The sequence below is a fragment of the Streptomyces hygroscopicus genome, from assembly GCF_026168105.1.
In the GTDB taxonomy this organism is placed as follows: Bacteria; Actinomycetota; Actinomycetes; order Streptomycetales; family Streptomycetaceae; genus Streptomyces; species Streptomyces hygroscopicus_D.
Genome location: NZ_LBMW01000009.1, coordinates 91,434 through 110,243 on the forward strand (window position 1 = coordinate 91,434; position 18,810 = coordinate 110,243).

General features: G+C 70.5%; 16 protein-coding genes. 13 read left to right on the forward strand and 3 right to left on the reverse strand.

Going from position 1 to position 18,810, the window contains the following annotated elements; all coding sequences use genetic code 11:
• The first annotated feature begins 44 nt into the window (after positions 1-44).
• The 6 genes from dnaK (at position 45) to AAW14_RS12095 (ending at position 7,274) form a co-directional block, all read left to right on the forward strand.
• Entirely contained in the window at positions 45-1,892 is a 1,848-nt protein-coding gene (gene dnaK, locus AAW14_RS12070) for a molecular chaperone DnaK (RefSeq protein ID WP_265562976.1), read from the forward strand.
• Positions 1,889-2,542: a nucleotide exchange factor GrpE gene (gene grpE, locus AAW14_RS12075; protein WP_265562978.1), complete on the forward strand. Its 654-nt coding sequence runs from the start codon at positions 1,889-1,891 to the stop codon at positions 2,540-2,542. The genes dnaK and grpE overlap by 4 nt, the downstream gene beginning before the upstream one ends.
• Before the next feature lie 39 nt (positions 2,543-2,581).
• The gene (dnaJ, locus tag AAW14_RS12080; protein ID WP_265562980.1) at positions 2,582-3,751 is read left to right on the forward strand and encodes a molecular chaperone DnaJ; all 1,170 of its coding nucleotides are present in this window, start codon (positions 2,582-2,584) and stop codon (positions 3,749-3,751) included.
• A gap of 4 nt (positions 3,752-3,755) precedes the next feature.
• Complete coding sequence (locus AAW14_RS12085) at positions 3,756-4,205, forward strand: heat shock protein transcriptional repressor HspR (RefSeq protein ID WP_265562982.1); 450 nt, start codon at positions 3,756-3,758, stop codon at positions 4,203-4,205.
• A 466-nt stretch (positions 4,206-4,671) separates the two neighbouring features.
• Complete coding sequence (locus AAW14_RS12090) at positions 4,672-5,778, forward strand: sugar ABC transporter substrate-binding protein (protein ID WP_265562984.1); 1,107 nt, start codon at positions 4,672-4,674, stop codon at positions 5,776-5,778.
• Positions 5,779-6,236: 458 nt separating this feature from the next.
• Positions 6,237-7,274 carry a helix-turn-helix transcriptional regulator gene (locus AAW14_RS12095; RefSeq protein ID WP_265562986.1) on the forward strand — a complete coding sequence of 346 codons (1,038 nt, stop codon included), beginning with the start codon at positions 6,237-6,239 and terminating at the stop codon, positions 7,272-7,274.
• A gap of 116 nt (positions 7,275-7,390) precedes the next feature.
• Here AAW14_RS12095 and AAW14_RS12100 read toward each other — a convergent pair whose 3' ends face one another.
• The gene (locus AAW14_RS12100) at positions 7,391-8,377 is read right to left on the reverse strand and encodes a helix-turn-helix transcriptional regulator (protein ID WP_265562988.1); all 987 of its coding nucleotides are present in this window, start codon (positions 8,375-8,377) and stop codon (positions 7,391-7,393) included.
• A 366-nt stretch (positions 8,378-8,743) separates the two neighbouring features.
• Between AAW14_RS12100 and AAW14_RS12105 the strand changes: the two genes are divergently transcribed.
• The 3 genes from AAW14_RS12105 to AAW14_RS12115 all read left to right on the forward strand — a co-directional run bounded on the left by AAW14_RS12105 (position 8,744) and on the right by AAW14_RS12115 (position 12,744).
• A complete protein-coding gene (locus AAW14_RS12105; RefSeq protein WP_265562990.1) occupies positions 8,744-9,079 on the forward strand; it encodes a hypothetical protein in 336 nt (111 codons plus the stop codon).
• A 288-nt stretch (positions 9,080-9,367) separates the two neighbouring features.
• On the forward strand, positions 9,368-11,965 hold the full coding sequence (gene clpB / locus AAW14_RS12110; protein ID WP_265562992.1) for an ATP-dependent chaperone ClpB: 2,598 nt from the start codon (positions 9,368-9,370) through the stop codon (positions 11,963-11,965).
• Between the two features lie 254 nt (positions 11,966-12,219).
• Positions 12,220-12,744, forward strand: coding sequence for a YbjN domain-containing protein (locus AAW14_RS12115; protein WP_265562994.1), 525 nt, complete (start codon positions 12,220-12,222; stop codon positions 12,742-12,744).
• A gap of 140 nt (positions 12,745-12,884) precedes the next feature.
• On the opposite strand, the gene AAW14_RS12120 is transcribed toward AAW14_RS12115, so the two are convergent.
• Both AAW14_RS12120 and AAW14_RS12125 read right to left on the reverse strand, forming a co-directional pair.
• Positions 12,885-13,199, reverse strand: coding sequence for a hypothetical protein (locus AAW14_RS12120; RefSeq protein WP_265562997.1), 315 nt, complete (start codon positions 13,197-13,199; stop codon positions 12,885-12,887).
• A gap of 57 nt (positions 13,200-13,256) precedes the next feature.
• Positions 13,257-14,456 carry a pyridoxal phosphate-dependent aminotransferase gene (locus tag AAW14_RS12125; protein WP_265562999.1) on the reverse strand — a complete coding sequence of 400 codons (1,200 nt, stop codon included), beginning with the start codon at positions 14,454-14,456 and terminating at the stop codon, positions 13,257-13,259.
• Between the two features lie 138 nt (positions 14,457-14,594).
• Between AAW14_RS12125 and AAW14_RS12130 the strand changes: the two genes are divergently transcribed.
• From AAW14_RS12130 to AAW14_RS12145, 4 genes are all read left to right on the forward strand, one after another.
• Positions 14,595-14,864: a hypothetical protein gene (locus AAW14_RS12130; protein WP_265563001.1), complete on the forward strand. Its 270-nt coding sequence runs from the start codon at positions 14,595-14,597 to the stop codon at positions 14,862-14,864.
• Positions 14,865-15,403: 539 nt separating this feature from the next.
• Positions 15,404-15,976 (forward strand): DUF2617 family protein, encoded by a 573-nt coding sequence (locus AAW14_RS12135; protein WP_265563003.1) that lies wholly within the window; start codon positions 15,404-15,406, stop codon positions 15,974-15,976.
• A 145-nt stretch (positions 15,977-16,121) separates the two neighbouring features.
• Positions 16,122-17,774 carry a polyamine aminopropyltransferase gene (locus AAW14_RS12140; RefSeq protein WP_265563005.1) on the forward strand — a complete coding sequence of 551 codons (1,653 nt, stop codon included), beginning with the start codon at positions 16,122-16,124 and terminating at the stop codon, positions 17,772-17,774.
• A gap of 67 nt (positions 17,775-17,841) precedes the next feature.
• Entirely contained in the window at positions 17,842-18,774 is a 933-nt protein-coding gene (locus AAW14_RS12145) for an SRPBCC family protein (RefSeq protein WP_265563008.1), read from the forward strand.
• Positions 18,775-18,810 lie beyond the last annotated feature (36 nt).

The following is an 18,810-nucleotide window of genomic DNA, read 5'->3' on the forward strand; positions in this document are numbered from 1 at the left end:
GCATCCTTGAGCCTGTTCCACTCAAGTCAGCTGGAGGAATCACAATGGCACGTGCGGTCGGCATCGACCTGGGCACGACTAACTCCGTCGTCAGCGTTCTGGAGGGCGGCGAGCCCACCGTCATCACCAACGCCGAGGGCGCCAGGACCACGCCGTCTGTCGTCGCCTTCGCCAAGAACGGTGAGGTGCTCGTCGGCGAGGTTGCCAAGCGTCAGGCGGTCACCAACGTCGACAGGACCATCCGGTCGGTCAAGCGCCACATGGGCACCGACTGGAAGATCAACCTGGACGGCAAGGACTTCAACCCGCAGCAGATCTCCGCGTTCATCCTGCAGAAGCTGAAGCGGGACGCGGAGTCCTACCTGGGCGAGAAGGTGACCGACGCGGTCATCACCGTCCCGGCGTACTTCAACGACTCCGAGCGGCAGGCCACGAAGGAGGCCGGCGAGATCGCCGGTCTGAACGTGCTCCGCATCGTCAACGAGCCCACCGCGGCCGCCCTTGCGTACGGCCTCGACAAGGACGACCAGACGATCCTCGTCTTCGACCTCGGTGGCGGCACTTTCGACGTGTCCCTCCTGGAGATCGGCGACGGCGTCGTCGAGGTGAAGGCCACCAACGGTGACAACCACCTCGGTGGTGACGACTGGGACCAGCGCATCGTCGACTACCTGGTCAAGCAGTTCGCGAGCGGCCACGGCGTGGACCTCGGCAAGGACAAGATGGCCCTCCAGCGCCTCCGCGAGGCCGCCGAGAAGGCCAAGATCGAGCTGTCCTCGTCCACCGAGACCTCGATCAACCTGCCGTACATCACCGCGTCCGCCGAAGGCCCGCTGCACCTGGACGAGAAGCTGACCCGGGCTCAGTTCCAGCAGCTGACGGCCGACCTGCTCGAGCGCTGCAAGACGCCGTTCCACAACGTCATCAAGGACGCCGGCATCTCCATCAACGAGATCGACCACGTCGTCCTCGTGGGTGGCTCGACCCGTATGCCGGCCGTCGCCGAGCTCGTCAAGGAGCTGACCGGCGGCAAGGAGGCCAACAAGGGTGTGAACCCGGACGAGGTCGTCGCCATCGGCGCCTCGCTCCAGGCCGGCGTCCTCAAGGGCGAGGTCAAGGACGTCCTGCTCCTCGACGTGACCCCGCTGTCCCTCGGCATCGAGACCAAGGGCGGCATCATGACCAAGCTCATCGAGCGCAACACCACCATCCCGACCAAGCGCTCGGAGATCTTCACCACGGCCGAGGACAACCAGCCGTCCGTGCAGATCCAGGTCTACCAGGGCGAGCGCGAGATCGCGGCGTACAACAAGAAGCTCGGCATGTTCGAGCTGACCGGTCTGCCGCCGGCGCCGCGTGGCGTCCCGCAGATCGAGGTGTCCTTCGACATCGACGCAAACGGCATCATGCACGTCACGGCGAAGGACCTCGGCACCGGCAAGGAGCAGAAGATGACCGTCACCGGCGGCTCCTCGCTCCCGAAGGAAGAGGTCGACCGGATGCGCCAGGAGGCCGAGCAGTACGCGGAGGAGGACCACCGCCGCCGCGAGGCCGCCGAGACCCGCAACCAGGGCGAGCAGCTCGTCTACCAGACCGAGAAGTTCCTCAAGGACAACGAGGACAAGGTCCCGGCCGAGATCAAGACCGAGGTCGAGAGCGCGGTGTCCGAGCTCAAGGAGACGCTGAAGGGCGAGGACACAGCCGAGATCCGCAGCGCCACGGAGAAGGTCGCGGCCGTCTCGCAGAAGCTCGGCCAGGCCATGTACGCCGACGCCCAGGCCGCGCAGGCCGCGGGCGGTGCCGGTGACGCCGGTGCCGGCCAGGCGAAGGCCGACGACGACGTCGTCGACGCCGAGATCGTCGACGAGGACCGTAAGGACGGTGCCGCGTGACGGAGGAGACCCCGGGCTTCGAGGAGAAGCCCGACGTCCCCTCCGGCGCCACCCCTGATGACGCCGAGCCGCAGGCCGCTTCCCCCTCTCCGGAGGAGGCGGCGGCCCCGGCGGGGGACGCAAGGACCGCGGGTCTGGTGGCCCAGCTGGACCAGGTGCGTACGGCGCTCAACGAGCGCACGGCGGACCTCCAGCGCCTCCAGGCCGAGTTCCAGAACTACCGTCGCCGCGTCGAGCGCGACCGGATCACGGTCAAGGAGATCGCCATCGCGAACCTCCTGACCGAACTCCTGCCCGTGCTCGACGACATCGGCCGCGCACGGGAACACGGCGAGCTCGTCGGCGGCTTCAAGTCCGTCGCCGAGTCGCTGGAGACCGTCGCGGCGAAGATGGGTCTGCAGCAGTTCGGCAAGGAGGGAGAGCCCTTCGACCCGACGATCCACGAGGCCCTGATGCACTCGTACGCGCCGGACGTCACCGAGACGACGTGCGTGGCGATTCTGCAGCCCGGGTATCGGTTCGGTGAGCGCACCATCCGCCCCGCGCGGGTGGCCGTCGCGGAGCCGCAGCCGGGGGCGCAGACGGTCAAGGCCGAGGAGACGACCGAGGCGGGCGACGACAAGGAGAGCGGTGGCCCGGACGAGGGCTGACGTACACCGACGAGGCATAGGGAAGGAGGGACGTCGGGGATGAGCACCAAGGACTTCATCGAGAAGGACTTCTACAAGGTCCTCGGCGTCCCCAAGGACGCCACCGAGGCCGAGATCAAGAAGGCCTACCGGAAGCTCGCCCGCGAGTTCCACCCGGACGCCAACAAGGGCAACGTCAAGGCGGAGGAGCGCTTCAAGGAGATCTCCGAGGCCAACGACGTGCTCGGCGACCCCAAGAAGCGCAAGGAGTACGACGAGGCCCGCGCCCTCTTCGGCAACGGCGGCTTCCGCCCCGGCCCCGGGGCGGGCGGCGGCTCGTTCAACTTCGACCTGGGCGACCTCTTCGGCGGCCAGGGCGGCGCCGGAGGGAGCTTCGGCGGCGGTCTCGGTGACGTCTTCGGGGGCTTGTTCAACCGCGGCGGCGGCGCGGGCACGCGCACTCAGCCGCGGCGCGGCCAGGACATCGAGTCCGAGGTGACGCTCAGCTTCACGGAGGCGGTGGACGGCGCGACCGTACCGCTGCGCATGTCCTCGCAGGCGGCCTGCAAGGCCTGTTCGGGCACCGGCGACAAGAACGGCACGCCCCGGGTGTGCCCGACCTGCGTCGGCACCGGGCAGGTGGCGCGCGGCTCGGGCGGCGGCTTCTCACTGACCGACCCCTGCCCGGACTGCAAGGGCCGCGGTCTGATCGCGGAGAACCCGTGCGACGTCTGCAAGGGCAGCGGCCGGGCGAAGTCGTCCCGGACGATGCAGGTCCGCATCCCCGCGGGCGTGTCCGACGGGCAGCGCATCCGGCTGCGCGGAAAGGGCGCACCGGGCGAGCGGGGCGGTCCGGCCGGCGACCTGTATGTCGTGGTGCATGTGGACCAGCACCCCGTCTTCGGCCGCAAGGGCGACAACCTGACGGTGACGGTGCCCGTGACGTTCTCGGAGGCGGCACTCGGCGCCGACATCCGGGTGCCCACCCTCGGCGGGCCCCCGGTGACGCTGAAGCTGCCCCCGGGCACGCCCAACGGGCGCACGATGCGCGCCCGCGGCAAGGGCGCGGTCCGCAAGGACGGCACCCGTGGCGACCTGCTGGTCACCATAGAGGTGAGCGTCCCCAAGGACCTTTCGGGGAAGGCTCGTGACGCGCTGGAGGCGTATCGCGAGGCCACCGCGGGCGAGGATCCGCGGGCGGAGCTGTTCCAGGCCGCGAAGGGAGCATGATGAGATGGACGGCCGTCGACGCAACCCGTACGAACTGACCGAGGAAACCCCGGTCTATGTCATCTCGGTGGCGGCCCAGCTCTCCGGACTGCACCCGCAGACACTCCGCCAGTACGACCGTCTGGGGCTCGTCTCCCCGGACCGCACGGCCGGCCGGGGCCGGCGCTACTCGGCCCGGGACATCGAACTGCTCCGTCAGGTGCAGCAGTTGTCCCAGGACGAGGGCATCAACCTGGCCGGCATCAAGCGCATCATCGAGCTGGAGAACCAGGTCGCCGCGCTCCAGTCCCGTGTCGCGGAGCTGGAGGCAGCGCTGGACGGCGCGGCGGCGGTAATGCGTCAGCGCGAGGCGGCGGTGCACGCCTCGTACCGCCGCGACCTGGTGCCGTACCAGGAGGTCCAGCAGACCAGCGCACTGGTGGTGTGGCGCCCGAAGCGGCAGCAGCAGGACTGACCCAAGCACGGGGAAGGGGCCCTGAGGAATCCTCAGGGCCCCTTCCCCGATCGCACCCTCGCCGCCCGTCTTCTTCGGTGTGCCCGAAAATGCGGTGTTCGCGGAGAACTGCCGTTTGCGGGCGGATGGCGGCCCGAAGCGGTGCCGTTGCGCGCGTGGTCCTGCTCACTTCGTGCGACCGGCCGAACACCGGCTATGTGCAGGGGAGTTGACTTACCGTCGGCCGGGGGATCCCTGCAGGCGACGGACGGAAACTTCATCGAACGAAGGTTTGGAAACTACCTCCGCATCGCACTCTCTTGGTCTTCACTTGACTTCCACAGGGATGCTGTTGCCATCTCGTTAGCCCGTACTCCTTGACGCTGCATACTGTCGCCGCGTTGGCTTTCAGCCACCTGGGTCGCAATGCTGCTCCCCCGCCCGGAAGGCACCTGATGTGAACGCTCGTACCACCCGTAGGACCGCTGTGCGTCGTACCGCCATAGCCCTGGCCGCCTCGGCGTCGGCCGTTTCGCTCGCCGCGTGCGGCGTGATCAGCGGAGCCAGCGGGAGCAGCAGCTCCGCGTCCCCGAAGAAGGGCAACGACATCACGGTCGGCCTCCTTCTGCCCGAGAAGGAGAACCCGCGGTACGACAAGTTCGACTACCCCATCATCAAGAGCCAGGTCGCCAACCTCACGAGCAACAAGGGCAAGGTCGTCTACGCCAACGCGGACGCCGACGCGGACAAGCAGAACCAGCAGCTCGACCAGATGGTCGCCGACAAGGTGGACGTCCTGCTGGTTGACGCCGTGGACAGCAAGGCCATCGCGTCGGGCATCAAGAAGGCCAAGGACGCGGGCATCCCGGTCATCGCCTACGACCGGCTCGCGCAGGGCCCGATCGACGCGTACATCTCCTTCGACAACGAGCTGGTCGGCCAGGTGCAGGGCCGTGCCCTCGTCGAGGCACTCGGCAGCAGGGCCTCGACCAGCAAGATCGTCATGATGAACGGCTCGCCCACCGACCCGAACGCGGCGCAGTTCAAGGAGGGCGCGCTCAGCGAGCTCCAGAGCAAGGTGAACATCGTCAAGTCGTTCGACACCAAGGACTGGCAGCCGGAGAACGCCAAGAGAAACATGCAGGAGTCGATCCGGGCCGTCGGGCTGAGCAACATCGCCGGGGTCTACTCGGCGAACGACGGCCTGGCGGGCGCCGTCATCGACGCGCTGAAGGAGGCGGGCGTCAGCAAGCTCCCGCCGGTGACCGGACAGGACGCTTCGCTGGACGCGGTGCAGCGGATCGTCGCGGGCGAGCAGTACATGAGCGTGTACAAGTCCTACCCGCAGGAGGCGAACAACGCCGCGGAGATGGCGGTCGCCAAGGTCCAGGGCCACTCGATCGAGTTCGACGCGCTGACGCGGGACAAGGTCGACAGCCCGACGGAGCAGAAGATCCCGTCGATGCTGGTGCCGGTGGTCGCGCTCACCAAGGAGAACATCAAGGACACGGTGATCCAGGACGGCATCTACACCGTCCAGGACATCTGCACCACCCAGTACAAGGCGGACTGCACGGCGATCGGCCTGAAGTAGCCGGCCGCCGGAGACCGCGAGGCTGCCGCCGGCTCCTGTGAGTGCCGCCCCGGCGGGGCGGCACCCCGGCCCCACGGTCCGCTGTGTACGTGAACCCACCGTCACCTCCGGCGGCCCCCCCGCCCCCTGCCCCCTGACCCCGGCTCCCGGCTCCCGGCCCCGGGGTACAACCCTTGGTGCGAGGTGGCGTTCTCGTGGTCGCATCGCTGCCCCGGGCCCCCGTCAGCTTTGTGCAGACGGAAGTTCCGGAGGTAGGGAGAATCAGGGATGTTCCGGGGCGATTACGGGCGTTGGGGCGGCGGAGCCGTGTTGCGGAGGCGGGCGACGCCGCGCATAGTTGCGCTGCGAAGGCGTGCGGCGCGCGGCGCGGAGGGCGCGTGTCCGGGCACGTGGACGGACGTCGCTGACGAGCCGCGTCGCAGGACGCTGGAGCCAGGAGTCGGAGCCAGGGGTGGAAGATGGCCGGGCACGGGACGGACGCGCATCCGCACGGCGCTGACCGGCTCTGCGAGGCCGGCAACCGCGTGTACTCCCGGGCCGTACGCCGGGGCCGGGTGCCCCGCGCCGACGCCGCGTCGGTGCCGTGCCTGCTGGAACTGGCGCTGCTGCACCCCGACCCCGACGACATGGACTGGCTGGTGCCGACCTCGCCGCAGGAGGTCATGACCCGGCTGCTGCGCGGCATGCACGAGGAGGTCAGCGCGAGCCAGGCACGGGTGGGCACGGCGGTCGCCGCGGTCGAGTGGTACGCCGGGCTCGACGGTCGTGAGCAGGGCCCCGGGGAGGGGGTGGCGATCCGCGTCCTCGACGGGCTGCCGCGGATCCGGGCCGCCATGGACGAGGCCACGGAGCAGTGCACGGCCGAGGTGCTGACGGTCCAGCCGGGCGGCATCCGCCGTGAGGACGAACTCTCCGAGGGCCTGCACCGGGCGCTGGAGATGCGCCGCCGGGGCGTGCGCATGCGCGATCTGTACACGCATGTCGCCCGGCACGGCCAGGGTCTGCACAACTACATGGAACTCATGGGGGACGCGGCCCAGGCGCGCACCCTCGACGAGGTGCCCGAGCGTCTGATCGTCTTCGACCGCACGGTCGCCTTCATCCCGGCGAACGCGGATCGCACGATCGCGCTGGAGCTTCGTCACCCGGCCGTGATCGACTACCTGGTGACGGTCTTCGAGCGTCTGTGGCGGCTGGCGATCCCGCTCACGTCGCCGCTGCCGGACACGGGCATCGACGGCATCACCCACCGGGAGCGCTCGATCGCGGCGCTGCTCGCGGAGGGCCACCAGGACGCGGTGGTCGCCGAGCGCCTGGGCATCAGCGTCCGTACCTGCCGTGCGCACATCGCACGTCTGTCCGAGACCCTGGGCGCGGCCAGCCGTACGCAGCTGGGCGTCCGCATCGCCCAGGCAGGGCTGGACGGCCCCCTGCGTTCGGCCGAGCTGCTCCAGGTCACCGCTCCCGGGGGTCCGGAATCCCCGGGCGACCTCTGAGACGGCCGGACCGGCCCCTCCTCGCGCTGCAGAGGGCCACGGCGGGCCCGGACCCCGCCCGCGTCTCCGGCGGCGGCAGACACCCGTCCCAGGGCTTCAGTGGCCCCGTGCAGACTTCAGTGGCCCCGTTCCAGGATTCCCGACTGCGCTATGAGGTAGCCCAACTGGGCCCTGCTGCCGCTGCCGAGTGCCGCCGCGATCTTCGCTATGTGGGCGCGGCAGGTGCGGACGTTCATGCCCAGCCGGCGGGCGATCGCCTCGTCGACGTGGCCCTCGATGAGGAGCTTGGCGATCGAGCGCTGCACGCCCGTGATGCCGTTGGTGTCCACCGCGTTGGGCACTTCCTCGGTCAGCGGGACCGCGCGCTGCCACAACTGCTCGAAGACCATGGCGAGATACCGTACGAGGCCGGGGTGGCGCAGCTCCAGGGCCACGCTCCGGTCCTCGCTGGCCGGGATGAAGGCGACCGTCCGGTCGAAGATGATCAGCCGCTCGATCAGTTCCTCGAGCGTACGGACCTGGATCTTGCCGTCGGAGATGCGGTCCACGTAGGCGAGGGTGCTCTGACTGTGGCGGGCCGTGTGCTGGTAGAGCGTACGGATGCTGACGCCGCGGTCGGCGAGCGGCCTGTCGCGCTCCAGCGCCTCCATGAGGGTGTCGGCGGGGCGGCCGCCGCCCGGCTGCACGGTCAGCATCTCGGTGCGGCACTCGGCGGTGGCCGAGTTGAGCGCCCCGTTGATCCGGTCGAAGCCCTCGAGGACGGTGATCGAGTGGAGACTCGCCTGGGGACTCTGTGTACTGATCGTGATGAACGGATCGAAGGACTCGGTCAGTTCTATCGTCTGTAGCCGGCGTTCCTGTATCTCGCGCTCCAGCGGGTGCAGCCGCTGGGCGAGCGCGACGGACGGGGGAACCGGCCGTAGCCAGTTGGCGTCGTCGGGATCCGGATGCAGCAGCGCGAACTCCAGCAGACATGGCGCGGGTTCCACCTCGGAACGGGTGATCCGCCCGGAGCGCAACGCATTGGCGTAAAGGCGCGCTCCGTCGTCGCACAACTCAGTGACAGCGTGGGGATGTGTCGGTTTTGAGTTGTTTGTGATCATTTCTCCACCCCCCAGGGTCCTGAACGTGCAGGAACATGATGCATCGCCCCTGTGGCATTGACGTGCCTGAATGAGCCATCGTCTTGTGCTGCGGGGGAGAGGATTCCATCAAGTGAGGACGAAGCCGACTATGCGACCGAGATTGCTTGGTTCAGTGCTTGCAGCCGTCTTCTCCACCGCAGTGGTTCTCGGTGTTCAGGGCGGCTCGGTTCTTGATGCCGGGCAGACCCCATCGGTGGTCCAGTCGGACAGCGGCTGGAACGCCGTGGCGCGCGCGGCCACGCAGGCGGACAGCGGTTGGAACGCCGTGACGGCGGCCGTCGGATCGGACAGTGGCTGGAACGCCCATCCCGCGGACGCAGACGCATGACGATTCCTCCCGACGACCGCTCGTTCCGACGCGAAATGGCCACCGCCTACCGCTCCGGCTGGCACTTCATCGACCTGGTCACCGCCATCCCCCACAGTGGTGACTCGTTGATGGTGACCGTGTTCGGAGAGCCCGTCGTCGTCACCCGGGACGAGGACGAGGACGTGCGGGCGTACCGGCTTCTGCGGCGGCCTCGGGGGGCGCCGCAGCCCGTACGGTGCGCCATACGCTACGGAATGATCTTTGTGAACCTGGACCGGCGTGACCACCAGCTGGCCGAACCGGACAGCCCGGAAGTGAGGACCATCTCAGCCACCCCCCGCAGTGCCTGACGCGATTCCCCCGTCGTAAAAAAGTCGCTCAGGTGCTTCCCCCCGCAGCGGCGTCACCGTGACCTGAACACGGTGACGCCGCTGCAGTTATGTCGGGAGTCCTCCGGGTATTCCCCGGATTTGACGGTGGCCGAAAACCGGCCGTCCCCCGGCGCCGCCCCCTCGAGTCGCCGCTCTTCCTACCGTCCCGCTTCTTGAGTGGATTAGACTCAACTTTGTGTACGTTGCTCTAGTCAGCGTGGAAGACGACAGCTGAGCGCGAGCCGAGGCAAGGAGGAGAAGGCGAACGTGGACGCCGAGCTGACCAACAGGAGCCGGGACGCGATCAACGCGGCCAGTAACCGGGCCGTGTCGGAGGGCCACCCGGATCTCACCCCCGCCCACCTGCTCCTCGCGCTGCTCGAGGGCCAGGACAACGAGAACATCATCGACCTGCTGGCCGCCGTGGACGCCGACCAGGCCTCCGTGCGCTCAGGCACCGAGCGCGTGCTCGCCGGTCTGCCCAGCGTGACCGGGTCGACCGTCGCGCCGCCCCAGCCCAACCGCGAGATGCTCGCCGTGATCGCCGACGCGACCAAGCGTGCCAAGGACCTCGGCGACGACTACCTCTCCACCGAGCACCTGCTCATCGGTATCGCCGCGAAGGGCGGCGCCGCCGGCGACGTACTCTCCCGGCAGGGAGCGAACGCGAAGAAGCTCCTGGAAGCGTTCCAGAAGAGCAGGGGAGGGCGCCGGGTGACGACCCCGGACCCCGAGGGCCAGTACAAGGCCCTCGAGAAGTTCGGCACCGACTTCACCGCCGCGGCACGCGACGGCAAGCTCGACCCGGTCATCGGCCGGGACCAGGAGATCCGACGTGTCGTACAGGTGCTGTCCCGCCGTACGAAGAACAACCCGGTCCTCATCGGTGAGCCCGGCGTCGGCAAGACCGCCGTCGTGGAGGGGCTCGCCCAGCGGATCGTCAAGGGCGACGTGCCCGAGTCCCTCAAGGACAAGCGGCTGGTCGCGCTGGACCTGGGCGCCATGGTCGCGGGCGCGAAGTACCGCGGCGAGTTCGAGGAGCGCCTGAAGACCGTCCTCGCCGAGATCAAGGAATCCGACGGCCAGATCATCACCTTCATCGACGAGCTGCACACCGTCGTGGGCGCCGGTGCCGGCGGTGACTCCGCCATGGACGCCGGCAACATGCTGAAGCCGATGCTGGCCCGCGGCGAGCTGCGCATGGTCGGTGCCACGACCCTCGACGAGTACCGCGAGCGGATCGAGAAGGACCCGGCGCTGGAGCGCCGCTTCCAGCAGGTGCTGGTCGCCGAGCCGACCGTCGAGGACACCATCGCGATCCTGCGCGGGCTCAAGGGCCGGTACGAGGCGCACCACAAGGTGCAGATCGCGGACAGCGCACTGGTCGCCGCGGCCACCCTCTCCGACCGCTACATCACCTCCCGCTTCCTGCCCGACAAGGCCATCGACCTGGTCGACGAGTCGGCCTCCCGGCTGCGCATGGAGATCGACTCGTCGCCGGTCGAGATCGACGAGCTCCAGCGCGCCGTGGACCGCCTCCGCATGGAGGAGCTGGCGCTCAGCAAGGAGACCGACCAGGCCTCCAAGGAGCGCCTGGAGAAGCTGCGTCGCGACCTCGCCGACAAGGAGGAGGAGCTGCGGGGCCTGACCGCCCGCTGGGAGAGGGAGAAGCAGTCACTCAACCGTGTCGGTGAGCTGAAGGAGAAGCTCGACGACCTGCGCGGCCAGGCCGAGCGCGCCCAGCGCGACGGCGACTTCGACACCGCATCCAAGCTGCTGTACGGCGAGATCCCGGCCGTCGAGAAGGAGCTGGAGGCCGCCTCCGAGGCCGAGGAGGAGGCCGTCGGCGACACGATGGTGAAGGACGAGGTCGGCCCGGACGACATCGCGGACGTCGTCGCCTCCTGGACCGGCATCCCCGCCGGACGCCTCCTGGAGGGCGAGACGCAGAAGCTGTTGCGCATGGAGGACGAGCTCGGCAAGCGGCTCATCGGCCAGACCGAGGCCGTGCGCGCGGTCTCGGACGCCGTACGCCGCAGCCGGGCCGGCATCGCCGACCCGGACCGCCCGACGGGCTCGTTCCTCTTCCTCGGCCCCACCGGCGTCGGCAAGACCGAACTGGCGAAGGCGCTCGCCGACTTCCTCTTCGACGACGAGCGGGCGATGGTCCGCATCGACATGTCGGAGTACAGCGAGAAGCACAGCGTCGCCCGCCTGGTCGGTGCCCCTCCCGGGTATGTGGGCTACGAGGAGGGCGGCCAGCTGACGGAGGCGGTGCGCCGCCGCCCGTACAGCGTGGTTCTCCTGGACGAGGTGGAGAAGGCGCATCCGGAGGTCTTCGACATCCTCCTGCAGGTGCTGGACGACGGCCGTCTGACGGATGGTCAGGGACGCACGGTCGACTTCCGCAACGCGATCCTCGTGCTGACCTCGAACCTGGGCAGCCAGTTCCTGGTCGATCCGGTGACGAGCGAGGCGGAGAAGAAGGAGCAGGTGCTCGAGGTCGTCCGTGCCTCCTTCAAGCCGGAGTTCCTCAACCGCCTCGACGACCTGGTGGTCTTCTCGTCGCTGACGAAGGAGGAGCTGGCCCGGATCGCCCGGCTCCAGATCGACCGGCTGGCCAGGCGGCTGTCGGAGCGGCGGCTGACCCTGGAGATCACTGCCGAGGCCCTGGAGTGGCTCGCGGACGAGGGCAACGACCCGGCGTACGGCGCCCGCCCGCTGCGCCGCCTGGTCCAGACGGCCATCGGCGACCGCCTGGCCAGGGAGATCCTGGCCGGGGAGGTCAAGGACGGCGACACGGTCCGGGTGGACCGGTTCGCCGACGGTCTCCTCGTGGGCCCGGCGACGGGCAAGACGCTGTAGGCGCGGCGGGTACGGCGGTCGCCCGTCCGTTCCGCGGGAACGGGCGGGCGACCCGTTGTCCGGAGCTCTTCCACCGGGGTACTCGGAGCGCGGACGCCCAGGTGACCGGAGCGCGGGCCGTCCGAGTGACCGGAGCGCGAGCCGCCCGGGTGACCGGATCGTGTCAGCCATCGGCTGACACGATCCGCCGGGGCTTGCCACCCCCCTCCCCGCATGGGGGAGGATGGCGGAATCCGTACGAAGGGAAGAACACGGTGAGCATCGACCCGTCCTCGATTCCGAACTTCGGGGGCCAGCCCGAGCCGCAGCCGCCGGCGGGCCCCGTAGTTCCGGATCAGGACCTCGTGAAGCAGCTCCTGGACCAGATGGAGCTCAAACACCTCGTCGACGAAGAGGGTGACCTCGTCGCGCCGTGGGAGCAGTTCCGTACGTACTTCATGTTCCGCGGTGAGGGCGACCAGCAGGTCTTCTCGGTACGGACGTTCTACGACCGGCCGCACAAGATCGACGAGAAGCCGCAGCTGCTGGAGTCCATCGACGACTGGAACCGGCGCACCCTGTGGCCCAAGGTCTACACCCACACGCACGACGACGGCACCGTCCGCCTCATCGGTGAGGCGCAGATGCTGATCGGCACGGGCGTCAGCCTGGAGCACTTCGTCTCGTCGACCGTCAGCTGGGTGCGGGCCGCCATCGAGTTCGACCGGTGGCTCGTCGAACAGCTCGGCCTCACGGAGGAGGTCGACGACGCGGAGGAGCCCGAGGACGACGGAGAGTAGACACCGCCTGGAGGGGCGACCGGGCCGACACCACCAGATGGGCCCATGGACGAAGGAGAGCCCGGCCAGGGCACCCGCCACCACGGCGGCGTGCCAGGGCCGGGCTCTTGCCGTCCGCACCAGTGCCCGCGCCACCACGATCAGCAGCGGGAACGCCGGAGCAGCCGGGTGCCGTGCAGCAGCATGTGCCGGCCGAGCGGTGCGAGCGCCGCGCCCGTCCACAGCCTGTGGGTAATTCCGGGGCCGCGCCGCCGCCGGGCCTCCTGCGCCGCCGCGAGCACCGCCGCAGCCACCGAGAGTGCGGCGGCGGCGAGCACAAGGGCGCCGGTGAGCCGCGCGGCGAGGAACAGCCCCACGCCGGCGACGGCCGTCGCCGGCGGGCGCCGGCCCCTCCGGGCCGCACGGGCACGGTCGCGGTTCTCCGGGTCCGGTGCGGCCGGGGCGCGGTTTCCCACGCCTGGCGCGCCCTCGGCACAAGACCCGGCCGGCCGCGGCCGGCCGGGTGGCTCCCGTCAGCCCCCCAGCTTCTTCAGCCGCCGGGCGGCCTCCTGCAGCACCTCCGTACGCTTGCAGAAGGCGAAGCGGACGAACGGGGCACCGGCCTCCCGGTGGTCGTAGAAGACGGCGTTCGGAATGGCCACGACCCCCGCGCGCTCCGGCAGGCCCCGGCAGAAGGCGAAGCCGTCGCTCTCGCCCAGGGGACGGATGTCGGTGGTGATGAAGTAGGTGCCCGCGGACCGGAACACCTCGAAGCCCGCCTCCGCGAGCCCCGCGGCGAGCAGGTCCCGCTTGGCGCGCATGTCCGCGCGGAACTCCTCGAAGTAGGTGTCCGGCAGCGCGAGCGCCTCGGCGACGGCGTACTGGAACGGTCCCGAGGAGACGTAGGTCAGGAACTGCTTTGCCGAGCGCACCGCCGTGACGAGCCCGGGCGCCGCCGTCACCCAGCCGACCTTCCAGCCCGTGAAGGAGAACGACTTCCCGGCCGACCCGATGGTGACGGTCCGCTCGCGCATCCCGGGGAAGGTGGCCAGCGGCAGGTGCTCGGCGTCGTCGAAGACCAGGTGCTCGTACACCTCGTCCGTGACGACGAGCAGGTCGCGCTCGACGGCGAGTTCCGCGATCGCCCGCAGCTCCGCAATGGTGAGCACGGTGCCGGTCGGGTTGTGCGGGGTGTTGACCAGCAGCAGCCGGGTACGGTCGGTGACGGCGTCGCGCAGCTCGTCGAGGTCGAGCCGGAAACTCGCGCCGTTCTCCTGGTGGGGACGCAGGGTGACCGGCACGCGTACGCCGCCCGCCATCGCGATGCACGCGGCGTACGAGTCGTAGTACGGCTCGAAGGCGATCACCTCGTCGCCGGGCTCGAGAAGCGCCAGCAGGGTGGCCGCGATCGCCTCGGTCGCCCCGGCCGTCACGAGGACCTCGGTGTCCGGGTCGAACGTGAGCCCGTACCGCCGCTGCTGGTGCGCGGCGATCGCGGTGCGCAGCTCGGGAATGCCGGGGCCCGGCGGGTACTGGTTGCCCCGGCCGTCGCGCAGCGCTCGCACGGCGGCCTCCCGGACCTCCTGGGGGCCGTCGGTGTCGGGGAAACCCTGGCCCAGGTTGATGGACCCGGTACTCACGGCGAGAGCCGACATCTCGGCGAAGATCGTCGTGCCGAACTCGGCGAGCCGGCGATTGAGGAGGGGGCGCGCGCTTGAGGTCATGGCCGCCATCCTGCGCCGAAGCTCTGGACTTCCTCAACTCTGCTTTGGCGGCCGGAACGCGGGGGCATTCCCCGTGCACGCACGACACATGCGGGACACAGAGGGGCCCACGGGGGGCCGCTTCGGGGGATTCGAAAGGGGGACGCCATGATTCTCGGTATCGGGCTGGCGATCGTCTTCATCGCGGTGGCCGGACTCCTCATGACGGCCGGCCGCCGCTGCGGAAAGACGGCGCGGCGGTCGTCGCGCAACTTCGGCGGCAGCGGGGGCGGGGACGGCGGCAGCTGGTGGGTCGCCGGAGCCGACGGCGGTTCGTCGTCGGGCGGTCACCACGGCGGCGGCCACCACTCCTGCGGTGGCGGTCACTCCGGCTGCGGGTCGTCTTGCGGCGGGGGCGGATGCGGCGGAGGTCACTGACACGGGGCAGTCGAGCTCCGCAAGGGAACACGCATCCGGAGTGTGCCGAGTGCCCGTCGGGAGAACGTCCCGGCGGGCACTCGGCATGTGCGCTCGGGGACGCGGCTCCGACAGGAGTGCGGCCCCGGCGCGTCAGCGTCCGGTGAAGGCTCCCCCGGCAGGGTGAGCGCACGGGTGCAAGTGCCGGGTGTTGCGCGCTGGGTGCCCGCCCGTTGCCACGCCGTGGAGGGGCGTATGACACATGCGCCAATGCCACTGGCGTACGCCGTAGTTGAACAGTTGAACTGTGGAGCCCTCTGGGGGATGGAAACCCGGCGGACTTGGGTAAAAACGCTGTGGCGGCGCCACAGTTCATGATTCCCTCTCAACCACCCAACGCAGCCCGCGGACGCCCTTCGGACACCTGTCCCCAGGCGTCCCTCCCCACCGGGCCAACCGGACGTACCACCCGACTGGCTGAGCCGGCCCTACCGTCCGGCGCCACGACCGGGGTGCGCGCCGGACCCACTCCTCACTTTGCGTGCTAGCGGAGCCGATCCATGCTCACCACCCTGAACACCTCCTACACCGACACGCGTGCGACCGACCTCGCCTGGACCCTGGGCCGCGAGCCGCTGCCCGCCCTGGCCACGCTCGACCTGGAACTCGCCGGGACACAGCTTCAGTTGAGACTGCTCGGCGCGTCACACCAGGTGCTCCTCGAGGAGGAACGGGGCACCTGCTCGGAGACGGTGGCGTGCATCGCGGGCCCCAGCACCCCGCTGCCGCTGGGTGTCGCCAAGCGGGTCGGCGACTGGGAGTACGAGTTCGCGGCCCGGGTCGAGGTGCTGCCTCCCGGTTCCTTCGCGGGCCGGGCCCAGGAACTGCTGGCGCTGGTCTCCGACCACCCCAACGGCCTGGCAGGCGTCTTCCCCGGCAGCCCGCACGCCTTCACCGCGCTGCTGGCCCAGCACCACGAGGGCCAGGTCCACTGGCGCACATGGCACGCCTATCCGCAGGACGGCCAGCTGGTCGCCACGCGCACTCGTGTGGGGGTGAGGGAGCCGACGGCCCGACGCGATCCGAACGAGGAGCAGCCGAGGTCGGGTGCGCTCAGCCCTTCCGGCGTGTAGGGCAAGGCCGTTCGGGCCGATGACCGGGCACTCGGAGCGGGGTGGCCGCCGGGGCGGCCACCCCGCTCCCGGATGCAACCCGGCACCCCAGTTCCACACGTGTGGGTGACAAAACCCAGCGCAACCGTGACGTAGCGTTCCGACCGTGATCGAACCGCACGTGCCCGCACCACCCGGCGCACCGCGCCCCTGGGGCGAGGGCGGCCAGAGTCGGGCGCGGCTGCCTGTACGCCCCGGCACCGGACGGTTCCTCGTCCTCGCCGGCGTGTTCGTCTGTGCGGCCTGTGGACTTGTGTACGAGCTCGAACTGGTCGCCCTGGCCTCGTACTTGATCGGTGACTCGGTCACCCAGGCGTCCGTCGTGCTCTCGGTGATGGTCTTCGCGATGGGCGTCGGCTCGCTCGCCGCGAAACGGCTTCGCTGCCGCGCCGCGGCCGGGTTCGGCGCCGTGGAGACGGCGCTCGCGCTCGTCGGCGGCTGCAGCGCGATGGCCCTGTACGCGGTCTTCGCCTGGACCGGCCGCTGGGGCGGAGTCTGGTCCGGCGGCCCGCGCTGTGTGCTGGTCGCCTTCTCGCTCACGATCGGCCTGCTCATAGGTGCCGAGGTTCCGCTGCTGATGGAGCTGATCCAGCGCATCCGCCGCCAGGACGCGGGCGGCGCGGTGGCGGACCTGTTCGCCGCGGACTACGTGGGCGCGCTGGTCGGCGGCCTCGCCTTTCCCTTCCTCCTGCTGCCGCAGCTCGGCCAGCTGACGGGCGCCCTGTTCACCGGAGCCGTCAACGCGGTCGCCGGCGGCGCCCTGGTGCTCGGACTGTTCCGGCGGGACCTGTCCCGCCGCGGACGGCTGCTGCTCCTGGTCGCCAACCTCGTGGTGCTGGGCCTGCTCGCCACGGCGGCCATCCTGGTCGACGACTTCGAGCGGGCGGCGCGCCAGGCGGTGTACGGCGGTCATGTCCGGGTCGCGGTGCGCACCGGCGTCCAGGAGGTGGTGCTGACCGGCGGTAGCGGCGGCCGTCCCCTCGAGCTCTTCCTGGACGGACGGCTGAGGGTCAGCGGCCGCGACGAACGCGCCTACCACGAGGCGCTCGTGCATCCCGCGATGAGCGGCGGCCCGCACGCGCGCGTGCTCGTCCTCGGCGGCGGCGACGGTCTCGCGGCGCGCGAGGTGCTGCGGCATCCGGGTGTGCGGCGGGTAGACGTGATCGATCCGGACCCCGCGGTGGTCCGGCTCGCCCGTCGCGACCCGGCCCTGTCCGCGCTGAACGGCAATGTCTTCGCCGACCCGCGCGTCCGTGTCCGTACGGCGGACACGTTCTGCTGGCTCCGGTACACACGCCGCACATACGACGTGGTGATCGCGGACCTGCCGGACCCCGGCATCACCGCGAGCATCAAGCTGTACTCGCAGGAGTTCTACGGCCTGGCCCGCCGCGTCCTTGCGCCGGGCGGCCGGCTGGTGGTGCACGCGGGCCCCGTGACCTCCCGGCCGCGCGTGTTCTGGACGGTCGAGACGACGGTGCGGGCGGCGGGTCTGCGCACGGCCCCCTACCGCGTCGCCCGCCCCGCCCCCGACGCCGCGGCGGACCCCGACCACTCGGTGGGCAGGTCCAGTGCCGCGACCGACTGGGGGTTCGTGCTCGCCGCCCGTACCCGCCCCGACCTGACCCTGGACCCGGGCGAGCCGCGTCTGCGCACGCTGACCGGCGCCTCGCTGCGGGCGGACGCGCGGGCGGCGGCGCGCACCCGGGTGGCGGGGCTATTGCCGTCGACGCTGGTGCACCCCAGATACCCGACCTGACCCCGACGGGTGCGAATCACATGATGCGGGGGTGCGGTTCGGGTCATGCTGGGTAGGCTCGGCTGACATGGAGCATCAGGTGTTCGTTCCGGTTCCCGCCGAGCGGCTCAGGGAGGCGCTGGGCGATTCCGCCCGGGTGGCCCGGGCGATCCCCGGGCTCCAGCAGGACGTGGGCACCGAGCCCGTCGCGGGCCGTCTGAAGGTGCGCGTCGGCGGTCACACGATCACCTACCGCGGCGCCCTGCGGATCGCGGGACAGGAGGACGGCTCGTACTCGGTGGAGGGCGAGGCGACGGAGGCCCGCGGCACGGGCACGGTGAAGCTGTCCCTCTCCCTGCGCCTCGTCCCGGCCGCGGACGGCACGACGGTCGCGTTCACGGGGACGGCCACGGGCGAGGGCCGGATCGCGGAACTCCCCGGGGACACGGTGACGTCGTCGGCGGCACGCCTGCTGGCGCGGTTCGCGGAGAACCTGGGGAAGCCGGGGACGGAGGCCGGGGCGAGCCCGGAAGAGGCCGCCGACAAGGGATCTGACGCCATGTCAGATGCGGCCCGCGAGGGATCGCGGAAGCCGCAGGGAGCGGCGGCGGAACCTTCGGAGGCGGCGGAACCTTCGGAGGCGGCGGCCGAGCGCGCCGAGACACCGGTGGAGCCTCCCGAGGCGTCGGCGGAACCTCCCGCCCCCTCGGTCTTCGACACCGACGTCCCGCTGCCCTCCCTCGATCCCTTCGCCGACGAGGACCGGGACGGCGGTGACCTCGTGCCGGACGAGTTCGGCGACGAGGACGAGCCCCCCGCCGAGGCGGCGCACGCCCGGCGCACGATGATCGGCCGCAGTGCCGAGGAGGTCGACCACGCGCCCCCGCGGGGCCGCTACGCCCCCGTCCCCGCCACGGAGACGACGACGGCCACGGAGACGCTCCGCTGGGCGGCCCCGGCCGCGGTCGTGATCGTCGCGTCGGTGATCGTGGCGGGCCGCCTGCTGCGCCGCCGCCGCTGACGCGGCCGCCGTTGTCTCGTGCGGCCCGGTGCGCCG

Bases quoted from the DNA above. Each gene is read 5' to 3' on its own strand.
- dnaK (WP_265562976.1), top strand. From the start codon at position 45: ATGGCACGTGCGGTCGGCATCGACCTGGGCACGACTAACTCCGTCGTC.
- dnaJ (WP_265562980.1), top strand. From the start codon at position 2,582: ATGAGCACCAAGGACTTCATCGAGAAGGACTTCTACAAGGTCCTCGGC.
- AAW14_RS12085 (WP_265562982.1), top strand. From the start codon at position 3,756: ATGGACGGCCGTCGACGCAACCCGTACGAACTGACCGAGGAAACCCCG.
- AAW14_RS12095 (WP_265562986.1), top strand. From the start codon at position 6,237: ATGGCCGGGCACGGGACGGACGCGCATCCGCACGGCGCTGACCGGCTC.
- AAW14_RS12100 (WP_265562988.1), bottom strand. From the start codon at position 8,377: ATGATCACAAACAACTCAAAACCGACACATCCCCACGCTGTCACTGAG.
- AAW14_RS12105 (WP_265562990.1), top strand. From the start codon at position 8,744: ATGACGATTCCTCCCGACGACCGCTCGTTCCGACGCGAAATGGCCACC.
- AAW14_RS12125 (WP_265562999.1), bottom strand. From the start codon at position 14,456: ATGGCGGCCATGACCTCAAGCGCGCGCCCCCTCCTCAATCGCCGGCTC.
- AAW14_RS12130 (WP_265563001.1), top strand. From the start codon at position 14,595: ATGATTCTCGGTATCGGGCTGGCGATCGTCTTCATCGCGGTGGCCGGA.
- AAW14_RS12135 (WP_265563003.1), top strand. From the start codon at position 15,404: ATGCTCACCACCCTGAACACCTCCTACACCGACACGCGTGCGACCGAC.
- AAW14_RS12145 (WP_265563008.1), top strand. From the start codon at position 17,842: ATGGAGCATCAGGTGTTCGTTCCGGTTCCCGCCGAGCGGCTCAGGGAG.